General features: G+C 61.1%; 22 protein-coding genes. 5 read left to right on the top strand and 17 right to left on the bottom strand.

Annotated features, from left to right (window positions below):
- The first annotated feature begins 99 nt into the window (after positions 1 to 99).
- The 4 genes from P3T20_RS17550 to dsdA all read left to right on the top strand — a co-directional run bounded on the left by P3T20_RS17550 (position 100) and on the right by dsdA (position 5,416).
- Positions 100 to 1,350 (top strand): MFS transporter, encoded by a 1,251-nt coding sequence (locus tag P3T20_RS17550; RefSeq protein WP_429287471.1) that lies wholly within the window; start codon positions 100 to 102, stop codon positions 1,348 to 1,350.
- Between the two features lie 69 nt (positions 1,351 to 1,419).
- A complete protein-coding gene (locus P3T20_RS17555) occupies positions 1,420 to 2,337 on the top strand; it encodes a LysR family transcriptional regulator (RefSeq protein WP_429287472.1) in 918 nt (305 codons plus the stop codon).
- Positions 2,338 to 2,463: 126 nt separating this feature from the next.
- Positions 2,464 to 3,993: an amidase gene (locus tag P3T20_RS17560; protein ID WP_429287473.1), complete on the top strand. Its 1,530-nt coding sequence runs from the start codon at positions 2,464 to 2,466 to the stop codon at positions 3,991 to 3,993.
- Positions 3,994 to 4,027: 34 nt separating this feature from the next.
- A complete protein-coding gene (dsdA, locus tag P3T20_RS17565; protein WP_429287474.1) occupies positions 4,028 to 5,416 on the top strand; it encodes a D-serine ammonia-lyase in 1,389 nt (462 codons plus the stop codon).
- 48 nt (positions 5,417 to 5,464) lie between these two features.
- Here the strand turns inward: dsdA and P3T20_RS17570 are convergent, their stop codons facing one another.
- The gene (locus tag P3T20_RS17570) at positions 5,465 to 6,736 is read right to left on the bottom strand and encodes a hypothetical protein (RefSeq protein ID WP_074265217.1); all 1,272 of its coding nucleotides are present in this window, start codon (positions 6,734 to 6,736) and stop codon (positions 5,465 to 5,467) included.
- A gap of 381 nt (positions 6,737 to 7,117) precedes the next feature.
- Positions 7,118 to 8,089 (bottom strand): AraC family transcriptional regulator, encoded by a 972-nt coding sequence (locus P3T20_RS17575; RefSeq protein WP_074265216.1) that lies wholly within the window; start codon positions 8,087 to 8,089, stop codon positions 7,118 to 7,120.
- Positions 8,090 to 8,183: 94 nt separating this feature from the next.
- On the opposite strand from P3T20_RS17575, the gene P3T20_RS17580 reads away from it, so the two are divergent.
- Positions 8,184 to 9,017, top strand: coding sequence for an oxidoreductase (locus P3T20_RS17580; RefSeq protein ID WP_074265215.1), 834 nt, complete (start codon positions 8,184 to 8,186; stop codon positions 9,015 to 9,017).
- Positions 9,018 to 9,023: 6 nt separating this feature from the next.
- On the opposite strand, the gene P3T20_RS17585 is transcribed toward P3T20_RS17580, so the two are convergent.
- From P3T20_RS17585 to P3T20_RS17655, 15 genes are all read right to left on the bottom strand, one after another.
- On the bottom strand, positions 9,024 to 10,208 hold the full coding sequence (locus tag P3T20_RS17585; RefSeq protein ID WP_074265214.1) for a serine hydrolase domain-containing protein: 1,185 nt from the start codon (positions 10,206 to 10,208) through the stop codon (positions 9,024 to 9,026).
- A 46-nt stretch (positions 10,209 to 10,254) separates the two neighbouring features.
- Positions 10,255 to 10,983, bottom strand: coding sequence for a glutamine ABC transporter ATP-binding protein GlnQ (glnQ, locus tag P3T20_RS17590; protein ID WP_074265213.1), 729 nt, complete (start codon positions 10,981 to 10,983; stop codon positions 10,255 to 10,257).
- Positions 10,980 to 11,636, bottom strand: coding sequence for an ABC transporter permease subunit (locus tag P3T20_RS17595; RefSeq protein ID WP_074265212.1), 657 nt, complete (start codon positions 11,634 to 11,636; stop codon positions 10,980 to 10,982). The genes glnQ and P3T20_RS17595 overlap by 4 nt, the downstream gene beginning before the upstream one ends.
- Positions 11,633 to 12,385: a transporter substrate-binding domain-containing protein gene (locus P3T20_RS17600; RefSeq protein ID WP_074265211.1), complete on the bottom strand. Its 753-nt coding sequence runs from the start codon at positions 12,383 to 12,385 to the stop codon at positions 11,633 to 11,635. The genes P3T20_RS17595 and P3T20_RS17600 overlap by 4 nt, the downstream gene beginning before the upstream one ends.
- Before the next feature lie 62 nt (positions 12,386 to 12,447).
- Positions 12,448 to 12,993, bottom strand: coding sequence for a RidA family protein (locus tag P3T20_RS17605; protein WP_083611442.1), 546 nt, complete (start codon positions 12,991 to 12,993; stop codon positions 12,448 to 12,450).
- Positions 12,990 to 13,901 (bottom strand): PhzF family phenazine biosynthesis protein, encoded by a 912-nt coding sequence (locus P3T20_RS17610; protein ID WP_074265210.1) that lies wholly within the window; start codon positions 13,899 to 13,901, stop codon positions 12,990 to 12,992. The genes P3T20_RS17605 and P3T20_RS17610 overlap by 4 nt, the downstream gene beginning before the upstream one ends.
- An 87-nt stretch (positions 13,902 to 13,988) precedes the next feature.
- Complete coding sequence (locus tag P3T20_RS17615; protein WP_074265209.1) at positions 13,989 to 14,864, bottom strand: helix-turn-helix domain-containing protein; 876 nt, start codon at positions 14,862 to 14,864, stop codon at positions 13,989 to 13,991.
- A 248-nt stretch (positions 14,865 to 15,112) separates the two neighbouring features.
- Positions 15,113 to 15,853 carry an SDR family NAD(P)-dependent oxidoreductase gene (locus P3T20_RS17620; RefSeq protein ID WP_217272810.1) on the bottom strand — a complete coding sequence of 247 codons (741 nt, stop codon included), beginning with the start codon at positions 15,851 to 15,853 and terminating at the stop codon, positions 15,113 to 15,115.
- 69 nt (positions 15,854 to 15,922) lie between these two features.
- Positions 15,923 to 16,507 carry a TetR/AcrR family transcriptional regulator gene (locus tag P3T20_RS17625; RefSeq protein ID WP_074265208.1) on the bottom strand — a complete coding sequence of 195 codons (585 nt, stop codon included), beginning with the start codon at positions 16,505 to 16,507 and terminating at the stop codon, positions 15,923 to 15,925.
- A gap of 122 nt (positions 16,508 to 16,629) precedes the next feature.
- Entirely contained in the window at positions 16,630 to 17,205 is a 576-nt protein-coding gene (locus P3T20_RS17630; RefSeq protein ID WP_143787611.1) for a TetR/AcrR family transcriptional regulator, read from the bottom strand.
- A 527-nt stretch (positions 17,206 to 17,732) separates the two neighbouring features.
- Entirely contained in the window at positions 17,733 to 19,316 is a 1,584-nt protein-coding gene (locus P3T20_RS17635; protein WP_074265206.1) for a DHA2 family efflux MFS transporter permease subunit, read from the bottom strand.
- 14 nt (positions 19,317 to 19,330) lie between these two features.
- The gene (locus P3T20_RS17640; protein WP_074265205.1) at positions 19,331 to 19,741 is read right to left on the bottom strand and encodes a MarR family winged helix-turn-helix transcriptional regulator; all 411 of its coding nucleotides are present in this window, start codon (positions 19,739 to 19,741) and stop codon (positions 19,331 to 19,333) included.
- Between the two features lie 91 nt (positions 19,742 to 19,832).
- Positions 19,833 to 20,306, bottom strand: a complete 474-nt coding sequence (locus P3T20_RS17645) for a MarR family winged helix-turn-helix transcriptional regulator (protein ID WP_074265204.1) — start codon at positions 20,304 to 20,306, stop codon at positions 19,833 to 19,835.
- A gap of 250 nt (positions 20,307 to 20,556) precedes the next feature.
- A complete protein-coding gene (locus P3T20_RS17650; protein WP_074265202.1) occupies positions 20,557 to 21,561 on the bottom strand; it encodes an ABC transporter substrate-binding protein in 1,005 nt (334 codons plus the stop codon).
- A gap of 336 nt (positions 21,562 to 21,897) precedes the next feature.
- On the bottom strand, positions 21,898 to 22,872 hold the full coding sequence (locus P3T20_RS17655) for a GlxA family transcriptional regulator (protein ID WP_074265201.1): 975 nt from the start codon (positions 22,870 to 22,872) through the stop codon (positions 21,898 to 21,900).
- Positions 22,873 to 22,927: the final 55 nt, after the last annotated feature.

A 22,927-nucleotide genomic window follows, 5' to 3' on the forward strand; every position in this document is an offset into this window, starting at 1 on the left:
TTCGAACCGTCGGGAATGGCGTTGTCGTCAAGATGCACGCCGCTTCAGGCCTGCCGCGCCCAGGCAGCCGCCCATCAGTGCTCTTACCGGATCTGGACAATGATTGCTGGAACTGAACCCCGCACCAAACGGACGCTGGTTTTTATCCTGCTCTATGTCGGCTACTGCATTTCTTACATAGACCGGTCGGCCGTATCGTTGTCGCTGGTACATATCGGTGGCGATTTCCATCTGAATCCGGCGCAGCTTGGCGTGATCCTCAGTGCGTTCTATCTGAGCTATTCGATCATGCAGATTCCGGGCGGCTGGCTCGCCGACCGCTTCGGCAGCAAGGTCGTGGTGGTGGTGTCGATTGCGTTCTGGTCCTTGTTCACCGCGTTGACGGGCCTTGCGTGGTCTCTGGCGTCGCTGGTTGCGATCCGTTTTATTTTCGGTCTCGGTGAAGGCGGCTATCCGGCGTCGGCGGTCAAAGGCGTGGTCGAAGCGTATCCGCGCGCAGAACGCCCCAGGATGTCGTCGCTGCTGATTTCGTCCAACTACGTAGGCAGCTTTATTGCGCCCCTGGTCATTGCACCGCTGATCCTGTATCTCGGCTGGCGTCATGCGTTCGTCGCGATTGGCGTCGCCGGCGTGGTGTTCGCGTTGGTCTATCTGGTATTCGTCAAGGCGCCTCGCATGAGTCGCGACGAGGCGGCCGCGCAGGCGCTCCTGAACAGCGGCAAGGGTGGGAGGGGCGGCACGAGAGATCTGCTGAAGATGCCCTTGATGTGGAAGATATTGACGGTGTGGTTCGGTCTGAGCATCGTCAACAAGGGGCTTGACGCGTGGATGCCCGCGTATCTGCTGACCGCGCGCCACCTCGATCTGAAAGCGGTCGGAATGCTGACGCCGCTGCCGTTCATCACCGCGAGTATCGCGACCGCCATGGGTGGCTGGGTCATGACCCGCTTCTTCGACGGACGCGAGAAGTATCTGATGATGAGTTGCTGCGCAATCACTGGCGTGTTCCTGTACCTGATGTACACCGCGCAAACGGTGGCCGGCGTGATTACGTATCAGTCGATCGTCTACTTCTTCAAGTCGTTCGTGTTCGCCACTGCATTCGCACTGCCAACCAAGATCCTGCCGCAGCGCCTCGTCGGAACGGGTGTCGGGATGGTCAACTTTGGCGGACAGGTGGCCGGGTTCGTTGCGCCGCTCGTGATCGGCTTGCTAGTCTCGCACTATGACAGCTACGACGCTGCGTTCATGTTCCTGATTGCATCCACGGCGATGGCGACGCTGGTCAGTCTGACCATCAATGCGTCGAGAATCCGCGACGTGCAACTTGCGAACGAAGCGGAAGCCTAGTACGGCGATAGCGCCGGTCCATAGTCTCCGGGCTATCATTGAGCGGTCGATCACTTGTCCTGCCGCTCAATGAACCCGCGCATCCTGCAAGAAGCCGCCGTCCGCTATTTCCTCGAAGTCGTCAATACCGGCTCGATCAGCGATGCCGCGGCCAAGCTGCACGTGGTGCCCTCAGCGGTCAGTCGTCAGATCAGCCGCCTCGAAAGCGAGCTGAACGCGACGCTGTTCGAGCGCCAGTCGCGTGGCATGGTGCCGAGCCGTGCGGGCGAATTACTGGCTGCGTATGCGCGACGTTCGCTGCTTGACGCCGAGCACGTCAGCGCCGAACTGGACGCATTGCGCGCCGATACCGAGACCACCATCCGCATTGCCTGCACCGAAGGCTTCGCCACCGAATTCCTGCCGCGCGTGATGACGCAATTCCGTCGCGACCATCCGTCGGCGCGCTTCAACCTGGCGGTGGCGGCTGCATCGGTGGTCACGCGCCAGGTCCGCGAAGCCGAAGTCGATCTCGGCTTGACGTTTAGCCTCGGGCCGGCCCGCGATATCCACGTCAAGTATTCCCAACCTGCGCCGATGCTGGCCGTCGTTGCGCCCAGCCATGTGCTCGCGCGGCGCAGCGAAGTGTCCTTGCGCGAACTGTTCGAACATCCTCTCGCTTTGCCCGGACCGAATTCGACGCTGCGTCAGTTGCTGGATATCTATTGCAGCCGCGAGGGCATCAACTACAAGAGCGTGCTCGACAGCGAGACACTCGAAACGCTGCTCAATTTCTCGCTGTCTGGCGAGGCAGTTACGTTCTCTGGCGAACTGTTTCTGCGCAGCCGTCTCGCTCGCGGTCAGCTGGTGGCGTTGCCTGTGCCCGAACTGCATGTCAGCGACCGCAATATTGAAGTGCAAACGTTGGCCCGCCGCGATTTGCCCCCACTGATGGAAGCGTTCATCGCAACTGTTAAGGCATTGTTGCCGGCGCCTTCCGCGCAATAAACCGGCATACAGTCTGCCGTTGTCCAAAAGGGAAATCGCCTTTCTATATTCGTCAATAGCCGCGTACGCACGACTCGGCTACATTCATTCGCATCGTTCTTCAACGCAGCGAAAGGTAAGCGAACCGTGTCCCATACAGACGAGCTGGTGAGTCAAAGTGCAGTCGAATTGAAAAAACGTCTCGATGCCCGCGAGATATCGCCGGTTGAACTGCTCGACGCGTGTATCGAGCGCATCGAGACGCTGAATCCGAAGATCAATGCGTTCTCGGCGACCTGTTTCGACCGCGCGCGTGCCGAAGCGCGCGAGGCCGAACGCGATCTCGCGAACGGCAATCGCCAGGGCATTTTGCAAGGTCTGCCTATCGGCATTAAAGACCTCGAAGAAACCGCAGGCGTGTTGACTACGTACGGCTCGCCGCTGTTTCGCTCCAACGTCCCGTCAGAAGACAACACCCTGGTGCAACGCCTGCGTGGCGCAGGTGCGATTGTCGTCGGCAAGACCAATGTGCCGGAAATGGGCGCGGGCGCCAACAGCTTCAATCCGGTCTGGGGTGCGACGGGCAATCCGTTCAACCCGGAGCTGAATGCGGGGGGGTCGTCGGGCGGCTCGGCGGCGGCGCTGGCGGTCGATATGGTGCCGTTGTGCAGCGGCTCGGATACGGGCGGATCGCTGCGGATTCCGGCGGCGAAATGCGGCGTGGTCGGTCTGCGAACCTCGCCGGGTTTGGTGCCGAGCGAGCGCAAGCAACTCGGCTGGACGCCTCTTGCCGTAGTCGGTCCAATGGGACGTGACGTCGCCGATACATGGCTGCAACTCGCCGCCACCGCCGGCGCATCCGGCACGGATCCGCTGAGTTACCCTTTCACTATGCCGCCGTCCATCGACAGCGCACGGCCCGCCGATCTCTCGCGGCTGCGAGTCGGCTACACGGAAGACTTTGGCGTCTGCGAAGTGGACGACGAGATCCGCGCGGTATTTCGCAAGAAAATCGACGCACTGCGCAGCGCTTTTGCAGTCTGCGAGCCTGTCGAGGTGGAGATGAAAGACGCGCACGCCTGTTTCGACGTGCTGCGCGCGGAAGCCTTCGTCATGAGCTTGCAGAAAGCCTATGACAAAGATCCCGACCTGCTCGGGCCGAACCCGCGCGCGAACTATGAAATGGGCGCGAGCCTGAAGTTGAAGGACTGCGTGCGCGCACACAATGAACAGACGCTGATCTTCCGCGCATTCCAGAAGCTGTTTGATCGCTACGACGTGATCCTGTCGCCGACCACGCCGGTGTCGCCGTTTCCCTGGACGCAACCGTACCTCAAGTCGGTCAATGGCGTCGCGCTCGAAAATTACTACAGGTGGCTGTCGCTCACGTACGTGGTGACGCTCGCGACCAATCCGGCGCTATCGCTGCCGGTCGGCACAGATCATCGCGGCATGCCGTTCGGCCTGCAGATGATCGGCCGCTTTCGCGGCGACCTGGAATTGCTGCTCGCAGCGCATGCTGTCGAGGCAGTGTGTGAAGGCTCGCCCGAGCTGCGTCGTCCGAAGCCGGATTTGCAAGCGCTGTCCAAAACCCAGGTGGACTTGCGGGCGATCGTCACGCATCCGCCGGTGCTCGGCGCGTCCGCTGCTGCAGAGGGCGACCGTCCTGCCGTTTGATTGCTCTGCGATACGATTGATTCCGACACCTGACATGACTGAAACGCTCTACGGCAAGCCGCTTTCGGCGTGGCGAGCCGAATTCCCGCTGCTCGAACCTTTGATGCAACATCGACCAGTCGCGTGGTTCAATCCCGCCATTGCACCGCTGGCCGACGCGCTCGCCGACATCTCGCTGAACGCCGCTGACGTTCGCGATGCAAGCTATCGCCTGACGCGTTTCGCGCCGTTCATTGCACAGGCGTTTCCCGATGTAGCGCCTGCGAACGGCATCATCGAATCGCCTTTGACGCCGGTTCCCGCCTTCGCGGACGCCGTACGCGCACGTTACGGCGTCTCGGAGCCGGTACGGATGCTGTTGAAGAAAGACAGCCATCTGCCGATTTCGGGCTCGATCAAGGCTCGCGGCGGCATCTACGAAGTGCTGTTCCATGCGGAAAAGCTCGCCCTCGCACAGGGTTTGCTGAAGCTCGACGACGACTACCGCGTGCTCGCCGACGAGCCGTGTCAGGCGCTGTTCCGTGCGCACAAGATTGCGGTCGGATCGACAGGCAACCTCGGGATGTCGATCGGAATCGCGGCGGCGACGCTCGGCTTCGAGACCACAGTGCACATGTCTGCCGATGCGCGGCAGTGGAAGAAAGACCGGCTGCGTGCGCATGGCGTCAACGTCATCGAATACGCGGGCGATTACGGCGAAGCAGTCGAGAGCGGTCGCCGCCAGGCGGCCGCCGACCCTTCCTGTCATTTCATCGATGACGAGAATTCGACCCCCTTGTTTCTCGGCTATGCGGTTGCGGGCGAACGCCTGAAACGCCAACTCGAAGCGGCAGGCACGCGCGTCGACGCGGATCATCCGTTGTTTGTCTATCTACCGTGCGGTGTCGGCGGCGGCCCTGGTGGCGTTGCGTTTGGACTCAAGCTCGCATTCGGCGACGCCGTGCACTGCATTTTCGCGGAACCGACGCACTCGCCGTGCATGCTGATGGGGGTGTACACCGGTTTGCACGACCAGCTTGCAGTGCAGGACTTCGGCATCGATAACGTGACGGCCGCCGACGGCCTTGCGGTCGGCAGGCCATCGGGCTTTGTCGGACGGTCGATGCAACGGATGATCGATGGCTATTTCACCGTCGAAGACAGCGAGTTGCTGGCGCTGCTCTATCTGATGGCGAACACCGAGGACATACGCCTGGAACCATCGGCACTGGCGGGCGCATCCGGATTCACGCGCGTGCTCGCCGAGGTCGATGGCTATCATGCGCGCATCGGTCTCGACGCGACGCGAAGGGCGGCCGCTACGCATGTCGTCTGGGCGACAGGCGGCGGTATGGTTCCGCGTGAGGAGATGGACAAGTACGTCGCCGAAGGTGAGCGACAACTGGGCAGCGCAGAACGCTGCGCAGTTGTCGCCAGAGCGTGAATCGATTTCTGAACCCGCGACCTGTTCGCTAGCTGGGAAGGCGAGGCCTTACTGGGAAACGGTTTGATTCCAGTTGCCGTTACCGGCGGGGTACTGTCGCCGCAGTTCAGGCGGTGTGTACATCTCGTCATCTGCCGGGTAGGCGGGCGGGCGGCCCACGACGACGACCTGCTGTGCCGAGGCCTGAGCGGGCGGCCGAGGGACGTAGCCGGACTGCGCGTAAGCCGGTTGGTATTGCGCAGGCGCGTACTGGTTAGCCGGAACGGTTCGAGAGGGTGGCGGGGGCGGCGGCGTGTATTGCCGTCCGACGTACCCGCCTGGCTGCTGATACTCTGTCGATACCTGGTTATAGGCCGGCGCCGCCGCGTATTGCTGGGGCTGTCGACTCTGATATTGGCGAGGTTGCGGGTTCTGCGCCGCCTGAGTTCCTTGCTCCGCGGCGTATTGCGATTCCTCATCGGTCTGCCGATACTGCGGCGCCGCCCGCTGGGTGTTCTGCGCATCGCGGCGCGGCGTCACCTGCGCGTCGTCGTCATTGTCGGATTTGGATTCGGGCAATGACGTCACGGCTTGCGTCGGAATCAGGATCGGCGGCTCGGACTCGGCACCAAACAGCTTCGGTGGCGTGGTCCGGGTAGAAACCTGCCTCAGAGATACAGTTTGCACTTCAACCCGCTTAGGCGGCGTGACCTGCACCGAAGCCTGCTTCAACGGCGCGACCGGTACAGAGACCCGTCTCGCCGGCACAGACTCGACTTGCGCATAAACATGTTTCTGCGGTACGGGCGCCACCTGCGCGGGAACGCGCTTGAGCGGCACAGGCGCAGCCTGTGCAACGACCTGCCTGGACTGCGTGGCCCGCGCGGCGACAACCCGCTTCGGCGATGTGACCGGCGCGGGTACCTGCTTCGTCGATGCGGCCGGCACGGATACTTGCCTCAACGGCGCGGCTTGCGCCACGGGGCGCCTTGGCGGCGCAACCCGTTCGGCAACTGGTTTCGGCGTTGCGGGGGGCAGGGGCGCCGCGGCGAGCTGCTTCTGCGGATGCTTTACCTCGTCGCCCAAAGTCGCATAGGATTTCGAGTCTTCCCTGGCGCGCGCGTTGTAGCCGATGAAATACGCGTAGCGCAGGTCTTTCAGGCGGGCCTGATTGTCGGCATCGGCAGAGACGCGTTCTTCGCCGGGATCGAGGGATGCGTCGACGGTCGAGTCTTCGTAGGCTGAAGCTGCAGCATCAGCGGCACGGGCGGATTCGGGATGCAGCGCGCCCACGGAAGACATCAGCGCGGCGGCCACCGCGACGAGCACTTTTTTTTCCATACTTTCACCTCGGGATTCCGTGCGACAGTCCGCGTGGGATTCTCCAATCTCCGGACCGGACCTTCAGTCGCCCTTCCGGGATATCGACTCTTTTTAGCATGTCCTGAAGGGCCCAAGATAATGTTTCCGGGTATAACCCAGGCGAAAGACTATATGTATGCCGAACGATCGTAGCCGTACGAGGTCGTGGGTCGGGAATTTTTGCCTGGTCAGTCGCAACGCTCGCAGGGGGCAACCGTGGCGGTTGATATTACATTGTAAGAAATGCTTTGCGTTGGCGGGGAAACAGAGACGAGCGGTTTTTCTTCATGGAGACTTTTCAACGGAGATATGAGCGATGACCTCGAAGAACATCCGTAGAGAAAATGAGGTACGCCAAACTCAGTGCGACGAAACGTACGTCGCATTCTCGAACGCAGCGGGAATGGCGAAGCTCTCGCGCATACGCTTCGTTTCCGCCGCCGGCGTCAGGCCAAAAAGCCGCTTGAACTCTCTGCTGAACTGGGACGGGCTCGTGTAACCCACCGCGTGGCTTGCCGCCTCCGCGGTCAGTTCCTGGCGGACCATCAACAGGCGGGCCTGATGCAGGCGCGTCGACTTGACGTACTGCATCGGCGAAACCTGCGTGATCGACTTGAAGTGGCTATGAAAGCTGGGAACGCTCATTCCCGCTTCCTCAGCCAGTTGCATCACGTCCAGCGGCTGCGCATAGCCGGCGTGGATAAGGCGTAGCGATCTGCCTATCCGCCCGAACTGTCCTCGCATCGCCAAAGCCTCGCGCATCGAGCTCCCTTGCGCTCCGGTGAGCACGCGGAAATACAGTTCGCGCAGTAAGCCCGGGCCCAGTACCGCGGCTTCGAGCGGTCGCTGCATCGCCTCGAGGAAGCGCAACACGGACGCCTGCATCGTGTCATCCATCGGCGTCGACATCATGCTCTGGGGCGCTTGTACGTGCTCGGTTGCGCCTTCATGGTCGATCTGTACCGCCAGGTCGGCGGCCAATGTGAAATCGAGGTGAAGGTACAGCGCGAGCAGCGGGCGCTCCTCGGTTGCGTCGGTTTCCATGCTGAACGGAACCGGCACGGACACGGCCAGATAGTGATGCTCGTCGTACAGATAGAGCTGGTCGCCGAAATAACCGCGCTTGCGACCCTGACAAACGATCACGATGCCAGGGTCGTAGAGCACCGGCGTGCGCGACAACGGCCGGTTTGAGCGCAGGATGCGAACGCTCGGCAGCGCCGTGAGGTTGTAGCCCTCATCGGGCGCCAACGCGTGGAGCAACGCAATCATGCGTTTTTGGTTTCCCGACGAGAGGTCTGGATTGGGGGTAGAGGCGCGCCTGGCGTTCATAGTTTTAGGCAATAAAAATAGCGGAATCTGGCTTAGATAGCTTTATCCTTCAGACTAGTATGCACTTTCCAGTCAACATTCGGGAGAAGCTTCGATGGCATCCAGCAAAATTCTGCTCATCACGGGCGTCAGCAGCGGCTTCGGCCGTGCGCTCGCACAGGAGGCACTAGCGGCGGGGTACAAGGTCGTCGGTACCGTGAGAAGTGCGCAGGCAAAGCGTGATTTCGAGTCGCTGTCTGCGGACGCGGCTTTCGGACGTGTACTTGACGTAACCGACTTCGATGCCATCGACGGCATCGTGGCGGAAATCGAGGCGAGCGTCGGACCGGTGGACGTCCTGGTCAACAATGCCGGCTATGGCCACGAAGGCGTTATGGAAGAATCGCCTTTGTCCGAGATGCGCAGACAGTTCGATGTGAATGTGTTCGGCGCTGTCGCCATGATAAAAGCCGTGCTGCCGTTGATGCGTGAGCGCAGACGTGGCCACATTCTGAATATCACCTCGATGGGCGGCTATATCACCATGCCAGGGATTACTTATTACTGCGGAAGCAAATTCGCGCTGGAGGGCATCTCCGAGGCGCTTGGCAAAGAGGTCAAGCCTTTCGGCATCGCCGTGACAGCCGTCGCGCCAGGCTCGTTCCGCACCGACTGGGCGGGGCGCTCGATGACGCGAACGCCCCGTTCGATTGCGGATTACGACCAGGTCTTCGATCCCATCCGCAAAGCGCGCGAGGAGAAGAGCGGCAAGCAATTGGGCGATCCGCAAAAGGCCGCACGCGCGATGCTCGCCGCAATCGCCGCGGATTGCCCTCCCACGCATCTCCTGCTCGGTAGCGATGCGCTCGGGCTCGTGAGGGACAAGTTGTCCGCGTTGGAGAGTGAGATCCGGGAATGGGAGGCGGTCACGGTGTCGACGGACGGCTGAAGTACCTTACGCCATCGCCGCAATCGCCTCGAACAGCGCGAGATTCAGGAGCTTGAATTCGTCGCTGGTCGGAACGGGCTGTGACGAGAATTTGGCGATCACCGTCTCGCGTAGCGGGTCAACATAGAGCCACTGGCCATGAATGCCGATCGCAAAGCATGCTCCGCTGGCGTTGCCGACCTGATACCACTTGTTGCGATACTTGCCGTTCGGCAGCCAGCTTGAGAACTTTCCTTGTCGCCATGCCTCTGTGCTGCCGCCCGTAAGCGTATCGGTCATCCAGTCCGCCGATATCAGCCTGCGCCCATTGACCATACCGCCGAGACGCACCAGTTCGCCGATTCTCGCCAGATCGCGCGCGGTCATGCACAAGCCGCCGCCTGAGCGCGCTGTGCCCGCGATGTCCACGGTGACGCAACCGTCTTGCCGCAACCCCAGCGGCTGCCAGAGACGCGTGGCCGCGAAGTCGGCGTAGCGCTGTCCCGAGGCGCGCTCGATCACGAGGCCGAGCACGTCAGAGTTGGGTGAGCAGTAATGGAACGGACCACCATGCTCGCCCGCACCTTTGGTCAGCGAAGCGAGCAGGTCGAGCACCGTCTCCGGCGGCTCGCCTTCGCGGCGCGGGTCCAGCAGGCCGGCCCGCCGATAGCGCGCGTAGATGCCGTTCGGATCGAGATAGTCCTCGTTGAACGCGAGGCTGGTTCGCATATCCAGCACGTGCCTGACGCTGGCGTCGCCGAAGGCCGAACACGCGAGTTCCGGCACGTATTGCGCCACTGGCGCGTCGGGGTCCAGCAGAGCATCGCCGACCAGCATGCCGGCGAGCAGTCCCGCGACCGACTTGCTGGCCGAGAACAGAATATGGCGGCTTTGCAGCGTAAAGTTAGGCGCATGAAAATCGGCGACGAAACGTCCGGCTCGCATCACCGTGAGGGCATCGGTCGAGGTCCGCTGCAGGATCGACGCGATCGTGTGGTGTTCGCCGCGGACCACGAGTGCGTGTTCGGTCAGCGCGTCGGCATTGACCTTGGGTTCTTCGGCAAGACCCGGTGTGGCTGGAATTCGCGCTGTCGGGATGATTTCGTGGACATGGCGAAAGGCCCAGACATTCCATGGTGCTTCTCGCCAGTTGTCGTGCCGGACACTGTCCCGGCGAAAGCCGTAAGCGTTTTCAAAGTGCGACGGGATCATTTTGACTGCAGACTCCTATGGCGTGCGAGCGTGAAGTGCAAGGCCATCAATGAACATGTTGAAGAAACTCGCGGAAGCGTTCCCCCGGCGGCGTGGACAGCATTTCCACGGGGTTGCCGTCGTGCACAACGCGGCCGCCTTCCATGAAGAGCAGGCGCGAGCCCACGCGCTGCGCGAAGCCCATCTCATGCGTGACGACGACCATGGTCATGCCCTCACCGGCGAGCGTCTGCATGACCTTGAGAACTTCCTGACGCAGTTCCGGATCGAGTGCCGAAGTCGGTTCGTCGAATAGCATCAGCTTTGGCCGGACGGCGAGTGCCCGCGCGATCGCCACGCGTTGCTGCTGACCGCCTGAAAGCTGCGACGGATAGTGATGCATGCGTTCGGAAAGACCTACTTTGTGCAGCAGCGCGGCGGCGATCTCGCGCGCTTCGGCCCTGGTCTGACCGCGTGCCCGGATCGGGCCGAACATGACGTTCTGCATCGCCGTCAGGTTCGGAAACAGATTGAACTGCTGAAACACCATGCCCGCTTCGAGTCTGATGCGCCTGACGTCGCGTGCGGAGCCCAGCACGCTGATGTTGTCGACGAGCAGGTTGCCGGAACTGATGGTTTCCAGTCCGTTGATGCAGCGGAGCATGGTCGATTTACCGGAGCCGGAAGGCCCGACAATAACGGCGACTTCGCCAGCCGAGATCGCGAGATCGAGCGGCTGCAGAACGACATGCTGGCCGAATCGTTTGGAAGCCTGCTGAAATTCGATCATGCTCATGGCAAACGTACTCTCCGTTCGAGCACTCGCAGACCCAGCGCAAGCAGGCTGATCACGAGCAGATAGATGATCGCCACTGCGGTCCAGATTTCCACCGCCCGAAAGTTCTCGGCCATGATTTCCTGTCCCCGGCGGGTCAATTCGCCGACGCCGATGACGAGAAAAATCGAGGTGTCCTTGACCAGGTTGACGAACTGGTTTCCCATCGCCGGTAGTGCGCGCCTGAACGCGATGGGTGTGATGACATGCGCCAGCACGGTATGAAAACGAAGGCCCATCGCGAGGCCCGCCTCGCGCAATCCACCTGGAACACCGTCGAGCGCGCCCCGGATGATTTCCGCGTTATACGCGCCAGAATTGACGATCAAGGTGATGATGGCGGCGCTGGTGGCGCTAATGCGTATATTCATCATGATCGGCAGCGCGAAGTAGACGAACATCACCTGGACCACGATAGGCGTGCCGCGGATCAGGGCCACGTAGACCTGCGCCGGTAATGCTGCGAGCCGGCTGCCGTAAGTCAGCGTCACGCCTGCCAGAACCCCGAGCGCGATGCCTCCGAGCAGCCCGGCCAGAGCGATCAGGAGCGTGAGCCGCAGACCCAGCAAGAGGTCCGGCAGCGCGGCAACGATAGCCGCCCAATCAAAGCTCATGACGACGCCTCGCCGAACCATTTCTGGTTGAGCGCCTGAAGCCGGCCGTCTGCCTTCATGGCGGCGAGCTGAAGGTTGACCGCTGCGACCAGTGGGCTGCCCTTCTGGAAGCCCATGCCGACATCGAGCCCCTCGAGAGGCGGCGCGATCACTCTGACCTTGTTCTTCCCGGCGGTGTTGGCGTAGTACAACAACAGGGGCTTATCGTAGACGACCGCATCGGTGCGGCCGGCTTCCAGTGCCAGCAGCGCATTGTTGATACTCGGCAATTGCTCGAGCGTAGCGTCCTTGAAGTGATCCTTGACGTAGCCGACCGCGACCGTACCCGTTTCGGTGCCGATGTGTTTGCCATCGAGATCGGCCGGGGTGTGGATGGTAGTGTTGTCGATGCGCGTCAGCGCAATCAGGCCGCTTTTATAGTACGGCGTGGAAAAGTCGATAACCTGCTGGCGCTCGGGTTTGATAAAAAGCTGCGAGACGATCACGTCGAGGTTGTGCGTCTGAAGTGCCGGGATCAGTGCACCGAACTCCATCGGTTGGAGGCGCCATTTACGGTTCATGCCCGTGGCGACTTCGCTCCAGACCTCGACGTCAAAGCCGGAGTAACTGTCGCCCTGCTTGAACGCGAACGGCGGGGCGCCCACGTTGGAACCGACCACCAGTTCGGCGTCGGCCGCCTGAATGGAGCGGGACAACAGGATGGCGGGGCCGGCCGCAAGGCCGAGTTGCAGCAGTTGACGACGATTCATGGCGTTCTCCGAGGTAAATGATCGTGCGGATCTGCCGGTTTTAGCGGCGATCCCGCGTCTTGTTATGGCGTGCGTTGGTGTGCGTCGGTGTGTTGTGGCCCGGCTTCGCTGGGGTTGCCGGCGCCTTCCTGTGCGTGAACGGACTCGCGCGCGAGCGCGACAGTGAGTTCGATTTCAAGGAGACCGCCGCCCGGCAGGCCGGCGACGCCGAGTGCCGATCTTGCGTGCCGGCCGCTTTCGCCGAAGATTTCATGCAGCAGCGCGGAGGCTTCATCCATCACCTGGCTGTGGTTCATGAAGTCAGGCACGGCATTGACGAAGCCACGCAGGTACAGAATGCGTTCGACCGTGGTTGTGGACGGCAGCGCTGCCGCAAGCGCGGCCAGCGCGCGCAGCACGCAGGTCCGCGCCGCATGACGGATCAGCTCGGGCGGGGTGGTGCGATCGACTGGCCCGGCGATGATCTCGTCGCCGACGCGGCTGACCTGGCCGCTGACATAGGCGATACCGTCGTGGATCACCACGCCCACGTAGACGCCCCGCGGCGATGGAGGAGGCGGCAGAGTCATGCCCAGCTGCGCCAGCCGGTCCGCGATGACAGTCGTCATGACGTCCCCTCGGCACGCGTCTCAAAGCGAACCGGGCCGCCGAGCCAGCAGCCGTCGGGGTGGCCGGATGCGGCACCGTCCTCGAAACTGAAGCGCACCGAGATTTGCGACGGGCGTTTCATCGCGCGCCCCTGGCGGATCGTGATGGTCCGCGTGGACGCCTCGACCAGGCCATTGGCGAGCAGACCGAACGACAACGCGGAGGCGGCGATTCCGGTTGCCGCGTCTTCTGGATAGCCAGAGGCGCGCGGAAACTGCCGGGCATCGAAGATTTGCCGGCGGGTGTCGAAGCTCGCGTAGGGGTAGAGACCGGTGGAACCGATCCGCTCGCACAGCGCCTCGATTTTCTCGAAGCGCGGCCGAAGCGCGTCGAGATCGACCGGGCTGGCAAGTGGAATCAGCGTTTTGACGCGACTGGTGCAGGCGTTCTGGATCGGCAATGGCGCAAGTTGTGCCTCGGTGATGTCGAGCGCGTCGAGGATCTCGTCGCGGCTGAGTTGCGCCAGCGGCAACGGTTCGACCCGGCCCATGGGTTGGGAGATTTCGACCGCGGCGCCCTCGGCCGTGTAATCCGTAATACGAATTCCGACCTCGCCGCTGCGGGTCTGGACGGTTAGCCGGTCACGTCGTAAGCGCCCGGTTTGATGGAGCAGCCAGACTGCGCCGACCGTGGCGTGACCGCACATCGACATCTCATGATTCGGGACCCAGAAGCGAAACTCGTAGTCGCAGCTGGAGCCGGGCGGCGCCGGCAGGACGAAGCCGCTTTCGTGGCCGTAGCGCCGCGCCACCTCCTGCATTTGCGTGTCGGACATGCCGGCTGCGTCGACCACGATAGGCGCCGGGTTGCCACCGCCGGGGCCGGCGGCGAATACGCTGACGAGTTCGACCTGATGACGTGAAGACATGACGGCGTGAGCCCCGCTGACCGGGGGATGTGTTTCCATCCGGTCAATTTACGGGGATCGACGCCAGGCCGCGCGTTCGAACGGGCCTTACCTTTTGACCGAACGGGCCATCGTCGCGCGCAGATCGGACGGCGAATGGTCGCCGATGCGGCGCATCGCGCGCGCGAGGGCCGCGCCGCTTTCAAAGCCGACCCGGAATGCCACTTCGCCGATCGGCAGGTCCGTGTCGGTGAGCAGCCGACAGGCGTTTTCGTACCGCTTGCGCTGCTGGAATTCGCCGATCGAGAGTCCGGTGCCTTCGCGGAACAGACGCGTAATGTGCCGGCGGGAAATGCCGAAGCGCTCTTCGAGCGCGTCGAGCGGAATGTCCTGGTCCGCATGGCGGGTCACGAAGGCTTCGAGGTCGGCGACGAGCGCCATGCCATGCTCGCGCGGCGAGGTCCCCGGCTCTGTTTTTCCAGAGATGACTTCGCCGATGCACTGCATCAGCAAGGCTGCCGACAGGGCCTGGCGCGTGGCCGCGCCGCCATAGGCTCCCATGTCGTTGCGCAACGACAGGTCTTGCAACGCACGAATCGCTGCGGTCCGGCGCACGAGGATGGGAGTGCGCGTGCGACGGCGGAATTCGCCAAGCGAGCCGACCCCGGTATCGAGCTTGCGCAACGCGTCGCCAGTGACGTAGACGGCGACGTGCGTGTGAGTGGCGCATCCGGCGCGGGTCTGGTGGGCCTGCCCCTGGGGTACGACTGCGAAGCGATCCTGCGACAGCCAGGTGCCCGCGCGGCGATCTTCGTGGCATAACTCGACGGCGCCGTGACTCGGCAGGATGAACATCAGGCAGTCGTGCCAGTGCCATGGCATCGCGTAGGTGCCGCTGCCGGTGAGCGTCGCGTGTCCGTCATCGGCGGCGACGAGCAGGGCCTTGTTGGCGGGCTGACAGAGCTGGGTGAACGTTCGTAGCATGGCGGTACTCCATGCGATTCAGAAGAGTTTCATATCTTGACCGGGTTGCGGCTGAAGCGCGTTGTGCGGCGCGGAATCGCGAAAGGCCGGACGGGCTGGCATCTAAGGGATGTTGGGCAGGATAGCACCGCAAAATACGGCTGGGTGAATACCTACCCGCGCCCCGTGCCGCCGCAAGATGACCTTCGAAAACAATGGCGCCCGGATTCAGGCGGGGCAGTTGGCCTGGTTCGGCCGTTCACTGGCAGTCACAGCACCATGCCACCGTCGATGGTGAGGCTGGAGCCCGTCATATAGCCTGACTCCTTGCTGGCGAGGTATGCAACCAGACCAGCAATCTCGTCCGGATCTGCCGCGCGTTTGAGTGGAATGAGCGGCTTGATCCTCTCGATATGATCGACTGTCATATCCGTAACCGTAGGCCCGGGCTGAATATTGTTGACCGTGATGCCACGGCCTGCGAGGTCGATGGCGATGCCTTTCACCATGACTGCAACTGCAGCCTTCGTCATCGAGTAGACGCTCGAGCCCGGATGCCCGCTTCGTACCGCAGTGTTGCTGCCGATCGTAATGATCCGGCCACCGTCAGCGAGACGCGCAGCCGCAGCCTGGATGGAGAGGAAGACGCCACGCACGTTGACGTTCAGCATCCGGTCAAGATTTTCCACGCTCACCGTCGCAACGTCGCCAAGCAACAGGATGCCTGCGTTGACAACTGCAATGTCCAGTCTCCCAAAGCGATCCACGGCCTGCGCGACAGCCGCCTCGATCGCTGCCGGATCAGCACTGTCTGCCTCGATGGCAAGGCCGGTCCGTCCGGCGGCCTCTATCGCCCCAACCGTTTCTGCCGCTCGCTCCGGCGCCGACACGTAGGTCACCGCTACATTGGCCCCGTCGTTTGCCAGGCGCCTTGCTGCCGCCGCACCAATGCCTCGCGAACCGCCAAAGACAATGGCAACCTTTCCCGTAAGTTTGCGATTCTCGTTCAATTCTGTCTCCGTTTTTGACAGATTAGTCCATAAATGGGCGCGCGGAAACTGCGCCAGTTTTTCCTTTACCTAGCGCGATTTAAGGCGGTTGATTGCAAATCTGGCCAGCATGCGCAGGCTCTTCGCGTCGCCGCCCGCGCGGGCGCCGAGTTGAATGCCTTGCATCGTCATCTGTAGAAAGGCGGCGGCTTCGCGGGCGTCGATGGCGGGATCGACTTCTCCGCAAGTCTGTCCCTCACGGATGCGTTCAGCCAGGCGCCTGGAAAGCTTGGGTCCCACTTTGCTCCGGAGCATCACAAGCTCCGGATCTGCAGCCCCAAATTCACCGACAGCGCCGACACCCATACACCCAAGTGCGCGAGTGTTCTCGTCCTCGGCGATGAGGCCAAGCAAAAGCGCTTCCATACCGCCTACCGGCGATGCAGCGCCGTTCAAACGCTCCAGGTGGCCCGTGGTGCTTTCCCGTTGATAGCGTTCCAGGGCTTCCAGGTAGAGTTTTCGTTTGTCGCCGAACGCGTTGTAGAGGCTCTGTCGCCCGATTTCCATCGCAGCGAGCAGGTCCTCAGTTGAGGTCGAGGCGTAGCCTTTCGCCCAGAACACGCGCGTAGCGCGGTCCAGTGCCTCTTCCCGATCGAACTCTCTAGGTCTAGCCATGAGCCGAGATTATTTGTTCTGGACCAATCTGTCAATAACCATCCAAGGCGAGTGTCATCGCGGACGAAGGCGAGGGCGCTGCGGGCATTGTTCAGCGTGTGGTCCTCACCGTGATCGAATTCCTACGCGGGTAAGAGTCCAGCCTCCCGATAGCTCTCGATCAAGGCATCAAAGAGCTTGATATCGGAACGGCCTCGCGCCATTAGTTGTGCGCCTGAGACTGCGGCAAATATGGCGCGGGCCCGCTTCTTGGCGTCTCTGGAGCTGACAATTCTCGCTGCCGCAAGCATCTTTCCAAGCCACGCAACGTTGACCTCAACAAAGGCCTGGACCTCCTTCTGCACGACCTCGGGCAAATCGTCATATTCGGCGGTCATGAAGCTGGCCAGACACATGCGATTGTCGTTCTCCAGCGCCTCGCGAAACGTCCCCGGGTATCTGCGCAAACAGTCGGCCGCATCTGCAGTCGTTGTCGATAACGCTTCCAGCGCCGCCGCCGCATCTTCCCAGTAACGCCTGGCGACGGCGGCGGCCAGGTCGGCCTTGCTCGGGAAATGGTGGTACAGGCTTGCAGCCTTGATACCCACTTCCTGCGCAAGGGTACGGAGGTTTAATCCACCATAGCCGTGCGCCTGCGCGATCTTCGTCGCGACAGCCAGGATCTTGTCACTGGAACTGGTGCTTGCCTGGCTCGCCACGAATCTCCCCTCATTGAACATGAACCACCCCGCAATTACAGAGGTGGCTTAGCTTAAGTTGCAGGCCTCACGACAGCAAGTATTGCTGAGTTGCCGACAGTAGTTTGCCTCAGCTTCTGCGGATGGGGTAGGGGCGCGTGATTCCATCAGTCCGCGATGACCGTCGCGCTTGCCGTTGCCAGAGCCTCCGCTCATCCCTTGCGGTTCAAAGAGTGTTGACGAGACGAAGTATAACGCCCAATCTTCTAACTAACAAACGTTAGGTAGTCATAAAACCTGGCTTTATTCGCTACTTATCCAGGCTACCGATCGGAGTGCAACTGGTCTCGCCGTGGATGGCGGAATCCACACTTCTGCATCTGGCTTCGCTGCTGGAAAGCGTGAGCCCGGTCCGCAATCTCCGTCCGGACTTGTCCGGCATGTAATTCAGGTCAAGCGGATCGAGAAGACCTAAGCCGGCGCCGACGAATTCTGTTTCGAACAGGAAGCGATCGGCGCCAACCATTCATCGCAATGAGCGGGCGAACTCAATGTGCATCGGGCGGCGGAGCGGTATTGGCGACCGGTTGCGTGAAAAACGCACTGATGAGCCCCACGCAGAAGCACAACGCGACGGCGAGAAAGGCGTCGGCGAATGTCAATGTGAGCGCCTCCCGCATCAAGAGCGCATGCAACTCACCTAGTCCTGCATTGGCAGCGTTCAGCGTATCGCCCGCCACTTCGGAGATGTGACCGGTCTTGCTTTGCAAAAACGCTCCGACAACCGGACGTCCGATGCTGACATGTTCTGCAAGCCGTTCATAGTGGAAGTTCAGGCGATCGTTGAGCATGGTGCTAGCCACCGCAATGCCGATCGCGCCGCCGAGATTGCGCATCAGATTGAACAGGCCGCTCGCGGATCTCAGCCGGGAAGCCGGCAGCGAACCCAGGGCCATGATGACAATGGGTGGAATGGCGAGTTGCTGGCCAAAGCCTCGCAGCGCTTGCGGAAGCAGCAACTGCTGCCAGCCCCAGTCGCTTGTCAGGGGCTCGTAGAGGTAGCAGCCGAGGCCGAACATCGTCAGTCCCAGTATCAACAGGTAGCGCATGTTGATGTGCCGCGCGAGTACGGTATAGGCGATCATGCCGAGCAACTGGAAGCATCCCACCGACAGTAGTGCCATTCCCGTCTGGAGCGAATCGAAACCTCGTACCCGCGCGAGAAAAACCGGTGTTAGATACACCGTGCAAAAGATGCCGATGCCGATGATGAACGACAGCACGCTGCAGATCCCGAAGTTGCGCACGGCAAGTGCGCGCAGGTCGATGATCGGCTCGTCTGCTGTCAGTGCGTGCACGATAAACAGGAAGCCACTCACAACGCTGATCCACGTGCACAGGAGAATGGCCTCGTCACCGAGCCAGTTCTTGCGTGGCCCCTCTTCGAGCACGTATTCGAGGCAGGCAAGGCACGCCGACATCAACGTGATACCCACATAATCTCCTTTCTTCAGCAGCGACAGATTGGCATGATCGAAGTTGACGTACCGTGGCACGAAGAGCGTGACGATAATGCCAGGCACGACGTTCAGGTAAAACAGCCAGTGCCACGACCACTCGGATGTCACCCAACCGCCAATAACCGGCCCGATCGTCGGTGCGAGCGTCGAAAGCGCGCCAATCGTGGTGGCAGCAATAATTCTCTGCCTGGGTGGAAAGATCACGAATACCGTTGTGTAGACCGTTGGAATCATTGCAGCCCCCATCGCGCCCTGGAGACCGCGAAACAGGATCATCGAGTCGATATCCCACGCGAGCCCGCAAAGCATGCTGGTGATCGTGAATCCAAGCGCTGAAAAGGCGAAGACCCAGCGTGTCGAAAACACTCTCGTAAGCCAGCCCGACATTGGAATGACGATGATTTCCGCAATCAGATAAGACGTCTGGACCCATGACAGTTCGTCCTGGCTGGCCGAGAGTCCGCCGCCGATGTCCCGAAGTGATGACGCGACGATCTGAATGTCGAGCGTGGCCATGAAGAAGCCGAGACACATGATGCCGAAAGCGACGAGCTTCGTGCGCGCCGGCAAATCCATCGGATCCGGCAGTGGAGTGGCAGTAGAGGTATTCATGTTCGCTGGTACGGCTAGTCGTCGGTCAGATCGAACAGTTCACTCCGCAGCGCTCTTATTCGCTGGCTTCCAAAACGTTCTTCGAATTCGGCTTGCGCTGTAGCCCAATAGGGGCGGGCCTTTTTCAGACGCGTGACGCCTGCTTTCATCAGGGCTATGGTCGACTCGCGGCCGCCATCCCTTCGGCTCTCGAGGAGACCGTCACGCTGCATGGGTTTGAGCGCGCGCACGATGCTCGTGCGGTCCATGACCATGGCCATGGAGAGCTGGTGCATGGTCATGTCTCCATGCCTATGCAGACGGTCGAGGATGGAGTATTGCGTCGTCGTCAGGCCCACATTTGCAAGATGCTGACCGTAGATCTGAGAGATAAAGCGCGACGCCTGGCGCAGGGCAAAGCAATCGTCGTCGGGCAGGGTTTCCATTGATCGTGCGCCTTCAAAAGTGCATATGCATGCAATTGGGTAAAAATAAACGTGCATACGCACGTTTTGATGCCAAAAAGAAACGGTGCAGCTAGCGTCCGCTCGCCCGCCGCGACCCTCCGATATTGCTGTTGGGTTGTGCGTCGTGTGTCAACAGGAACAGTTCACGACGAAGTGCTGTCGTGCGTTCCTTTCCAAACTTGCGTTCGACTTCGTCGTGTGCATTGCGCCACGCCATTTTCGCCTGCTCGTACACGTGTTTCCCATGCTCCGTCAGGGTCAGCAGATGAACCCTGGCATCATCTTCGTCGAGCTCGAATCTGATCAACCCTTCTCGTTCCAACGGTTTCAGCGCACGTGAAACCGTGGTCCGGTCCATCACCATTTCCGTTGCAAGGCTGGCGATCCTGACTTCGGACTGACTCGCGAGCTTGCCGAGAATCGTGAACTGGGCTGCTGTCACTCCAGCACACTGGAGATGCCGGTCATAGAGTTGAGTCATGTACCGCGCCGCCTGACGCATGGCGAAACAATGACATTCATCGTGACGGAGTGAACGGTTCATGGGTGCAGTGTATCGATGCATATGCACATATTCAAGTATTTTTTAGGCGATTTCGTTCGCATCTTTATTAGGGGCGGTTCGATCGTCAACCCGTCTGTTGTCTCCCACATCGCTCAACTTGATCGATTGAAGGTCTGCTATCTTGCTGCGCGCGCTGCCGATCGCCGTCAATCGGCGATCGGACTGGGCGAGGTCTGACGCGACAGGCACGGCCGGTTTGAGGCTTGCGATCTGGGGCAGGTTGTTCGCTTCACGCGGACTGGATGATCGGTGTAAATGATGCGTCCCAAAACGGAGCGACGTTCGTCGGGCCATCCAGCACACCGATATGCGCAAACACGTTCGCAACTTCCTGATGCCCTGAAATCACATCGGGCGTGACGGCCAGCAGCCCGAAATCGTCGCTGCGTCTATTGAACATGGCCACCAGGTCGTCGACCGGTACGCGTGTTTCTGCGCTTTGTGCACGGGCATAATCAATGAAGTGTGGATTTGCCCACGCATATGCATGCCGCAGCCGCACGAGCAGGTCACCGATCGCAGCGCGGCGGCGCGCATCGTCGAGCGCCCGCGGATTTGCGTAGATCGGGAAATTGCCCGACAGATACCCTTTACCTGTTGCCAGTTCGCGTGCGCCATAGCGGTTGCGTGCAAGTTGACCGTTATAGCCGTATATCGCCCAGGCGTCGATGTCCCCGCCGGCGAACGCGGGCAGGCCGTCCGCAGGCGCGAGGTTGATTGCGTGGATGTCGTCAAAGGACAAGCCCGCTTCGGTCAACTGCCGGTACAGGAAGTAATGTGACGTGGTCGCACGCACATACCCGACGCGCTTTCCTTTCAGATCGGCGATCCGCTGGATAGGCGTGTCTTTGCGGGCGAGCGTCGCCTGGTTGTTGAGATCCTCGCGGGTACGCGCAATGAACTTCACGTTTGCATTCTGGCGCGCAGCGAATACTGCAGGAATTTCGCTGCCCGAACCGATATCGAGCGCGTCCGCGTTAATTGCCTCGATATGTAAGAGGCCATTGTTCAACTCGTGCCACTCGATGCGGTATGGCGTATCTGCAAGCCCGGAAGCGGCGAGCAGCGGCGGCCAGCCGCCTTTATAGGTGGCGACGCGCAATGTGACGCCGGCAAGCGCCTCGGCATTTGCCGGTGCGGAGGACGCGAACGCGAAGCGAGGCGTAAGCGGGGCCGCCGCTAACGCCACGCCGAGCTTGAGCAAACGGCGGCGGGATGCCGACAGTGTGTACATCGAAGCGCTCCTTCGGAAACCGCCGTCGGCGCGAGATTTTTTTCTGTCCTCGGCGATCGGCGGGCCATTATAGGAAGCGTGGCTCACGCAAGGCCAATATCGAATTGGAAGATCTAAATCGGCTCAGAGGTGAATTGCATAGGTTGAAAGAGCGGGGTGCTTGCTGTATCGCTTCTAGTGACGGGGCGGCGGGCATCGCTGATCATCGTCAGGCAATGACCGGCCACAAACGGTCACTCGACGTTCTCTGTAAATTCGTCAACGGTCTGGCGGTTTTTCGATGGAATGACTGGCGCGGTCAACGTTGTATCGCATGGCGTACGCATGATGCGCGTGCTAGCAAAACGAGAACCGCTCTCGGTACGCTTGCGGAGCGACCCGCAGGAGTCGGACGAAGCTGCGCCGCATGCTTTCTTCGCTACCGAATCCACAGCGAGATGCGATGCGTTTGACCGGCCATGAGGTCTCGCCGAGTAGTCGCTGTGCTGCCTCGACCCGGAGTTGCTCAACCGCGCGCGCCGGCGTGCGGCCCGTTTCCGCCTTGTAATGACGCATGAAGCTGCGTTCGCTCATGTGGAGTCGTCTGGCGAGCATAGGGACGGACAGGTCCGAGGCAAGGTGTGCCACCATCCATGCATGCAGGTCGCCGAACCTGTCGTCCGCCCTTTGCATCGACAGCACGGCACTAAACTGGGACTGGCCACCCGGTCGTTTCAGAAAGACGACGAGTTCGCGAGCGACTTCTAGTGCGATCGAACGGCCGAGGTCCGCTTCCACCAGCGCAAGGGCGAGATCGATTCCTGCGGTCACACCTGCGGATGTCCAGATATCGCCATCGCGAACGAAGATTGGATCAGTTTCTACGCGCAGCTTTGGATAGCGGTTCGCCAGTTCGTCGCAACGGCCCCAATGCGTGACCACGCGCCGCCCATCCAGCAACCCGGCCTCTGCCAACAGGAACGCTCCTGAACACACGGAGGCGATGCGCCTCGATCGGCTGGTCTGACGCCGTATCCAACGGGTCAAGCGCGCATCCTCCGATGCCGCGGAAACGCCGCGGCCACCCGGAATGATGAGCGTGTCGATGAGCCCTTTCACTGAACTTATGGAATGGGCCAGCAGGGCCAGGCCGGAAGACGAGGTCACGAGCCCGGCTTCGGCCGCAACAACTCGAGGTGCGTAGGGTTCGGCGAGCCGCTGCTGCGCTGCCAGTTCATTGGCGGAGGCAAAAACCTGCAATGGCCCGCTGACGTCAAGGAGTTGAACGTCCGGGAAAGCAAGCAGCAATATGGATCGCGCTTTGGTCGACATTACATGGCAGAAACTGAGGGGTAAATGGCAATCTTGCCAAAGGCTACCTGCATAG

It is taken from the genome of Paraburkholderia sp. GAS206C (assembly GCF_050435645.1).
Taxonomy (GTDB): Bacteria; Pseudomonadota; Gammaproteobacteria; order Burkholderiales; family Burkholderiaceae; genus Paraburkholderia; species Paraburkholderia phenazinium_B.

Excerpts from the sequence above, each read along its gene's own strand:
- P3T20_RS17585 (WP_074265214.1), bottom strand. The coding sequence starts at position 10,208 with ATGATCCCGTCGCACTTTGAAAACGCTTACGGCTTTCGCCGGGACAGT.
- P3T20_RS17650 (WP_074265202.1), bottom strand. The coding sequence starts at position 21,561 with ATGTACACACTGTCGGCATCCCGCCGCCGTTTGCTCAAGCTCGGCGTG.
- P3T20_RS17625 (WP_074265208.1), bottom strand. The coding sequence starts at position 16,507 with ATGGCTAGACCTAGAGAGTTCGATCGGGAAGAGGCACTGGACCGCGCT.
- P3T20_RS17580 (WP_074265215.1), top strand. The coding sequence starts at position 8,184 with ATGGCATCCAGCAAAATTCTGCTCATCACGGGCGTCAGCAGCGGCTTC.
- P3T20_RS17575 (WP_074265216.1), bottom strand. The coding sequence starts at position 8,089 with ATGAACGCCAGGCGCGCCTCTACCCCCAATCCAGACCTCTCGTCGGGA.
- P3T20_RS17600 (WP_074265211.1), bottom strand. The coding sequence starts at position 12,385 with ATGAATCGTCGTCAACTGCTGCAACTCGGCCTTGCGGCCGGCCCCGCC.
- P3T20_RS17635 (WP_074265206.1), bottom strand. The coding sequence starts at position 19,316 with ATGAATACCTCTACTGCCACTCCACTGCCGGATCCGATGGATTTGCCG.
- P3T20_RS17595 (WP_074265212.1), bottom strand. The coding sequence starts at position 11,636 with ATGAGCTTTGATTGGGCGGCTATCGTTGCCGCGCTGCCGGACCTCTTG.
- P3T20_RS17555 (WP_429287472.1), top strand. The coding sequence starts at position 1,420 with ATGAACCCGCGCATCCTGCAAGAAGCCGCCGTCCGCTATTTCCTCGAA.
- P3T20_RS17645 (WP_074265204.1), bottom strand. The coding sequence starts at position 20,306 with ATGAACCGTTCACTCCGTCACGATGAATGTCATTGTTTCGCCATGCGT.
- P3T20_RS17640 (WP_074265205.1), bottom strand. The coding sequence starts at position 19,741 with ATGGAAACCCTGCCCGACGACGATTGCTTTGCCCTGCGCCAGGCGTCG.
- glnQ (WP_074265213.1), bottom strand. The coding sequence starts at position 10,983 with ATGAGCATGATCGAATTTCAGCAGGCTTCCAAACGATTCGGCCAGCAT.
- P3T20_RS17550 (WP_429287471.1), top strand. The coding sequence starts at position 100 with ATGATTGCTGGAACTGAACCCCGCACCAAACGGACGCTGGTTTTTATC.
- P3T20_RS17615 (WP_074265209.1), bottom strand. The coding sequence starts at position 14,864 with ATGCTACGAACGTTCACCCAGCTCTGTCAGCCCGCCAACAAGGCCCTG.
- P3T20_RS17605 (WP_083611442.1), bottom strand. The coding sequence starts at position 12,993 with ATGACGACTGTCATCGCGGACCGGCTGGCGCAGCTGGGCATGACTCTG.
- dsdA (WP_429287474.1), top strand. The coding sequence starts at position 4,028 with ATGACTGAAACGCTCTACGGCAAGCCGCTTTCGGCGTGGCGAGCCGAA.
- P3T20_RS17655 (WP_074265201.1), bottom strand. The coding sequence starts at position 22,872 with ATGTCGACCAAAGCGCGATCCATATTGCTGCTTGCTTTCCCGGACGTT.
- P3T20_RS17610 (WP_074265210.1), bottom strand. The coding sequence starts at position 13,901 with ATGTCTTCACGTCATCAGGTCGAACTCGTCAGCGTATTCGCCGCCGGC.
- P3T20_RS17570 (WP_074265217.1), bottom strand. The coding sequence starts at position 6,736 with ATGGAAAAAAAAGTGCTCGTCGCGGTGGCCGCCGCGCTGATGTCTTCC.